Below are 482 nucleotides of genomic sequence, written 5' to 3'. Positions count from 1 at the left end.
TGCAGGCGGGCAAACTCGTCGTACTTGAAGGTCAGGCGATTGCCGTCTGGCAGGTCCAGGCCGACCATGTTGCCCTGCTCGTCCAGCTCGATGGCGTAACGCTCGCCACCGTAGTCACGGCTGGCGATGACACGGTGGTCGGCGTTGTACTGCACTTCCAGCTCGCGGCCGAGCACGTCGGTGGCCCAGCTGGTGCGGGCATCGAGGTCGTAGCGGAAACGGTAGTGCTCGCCATCGCTGGTCCAGTGCTCGACCACGCGTGGTTTATCGCCGAGGGTTTCCCAGCGGTAGTGGCAGCCCAGGCCCAGGGCATTGCTGTGGGTCACCATCAGGCCTTCGGCGTAGCTGAAGCTGCGCACGGTGTCGCCGTTGCGGTTGATGACGGTGGTCAGCTGGCCCTGTTCGTCGTAGCGGTACTGTGTAAGGGTTTCGACAGCTTCGTTGTTGACTACGCGCTTGATGTCAGTCAGGCGACCCAGTGG

Annotated in this window: 1 pseudogene; it reads right to left on the bottom strand. The window is 63.3% G+C overall.

The features are described 5' to 3' along the window. A pseudogene (locus ACK59H_RS22970) lies at positions 1 to 482 on the bottom strand (type IV secretion protein Rhs); the annotation flags it as partial.

It is taken from the genome of Pseudomonas sp. KCJK9000, from assembly GCF_046230725.1.
In the GTDB taxonomy this organism is placed as follows: Bacteria; Pseudomonadota; Gammaproteobacteria; order Pseudomonadales; family Pseudomonadaceae; genus Aquipseudomonas; species Aquipseudomonas promysalinigenes.
The sequence above is the reverse complement of the archived record's forward strand: the minus strand, read 5'-3'. Positions and strand labels throughout refer to the sequence as shown.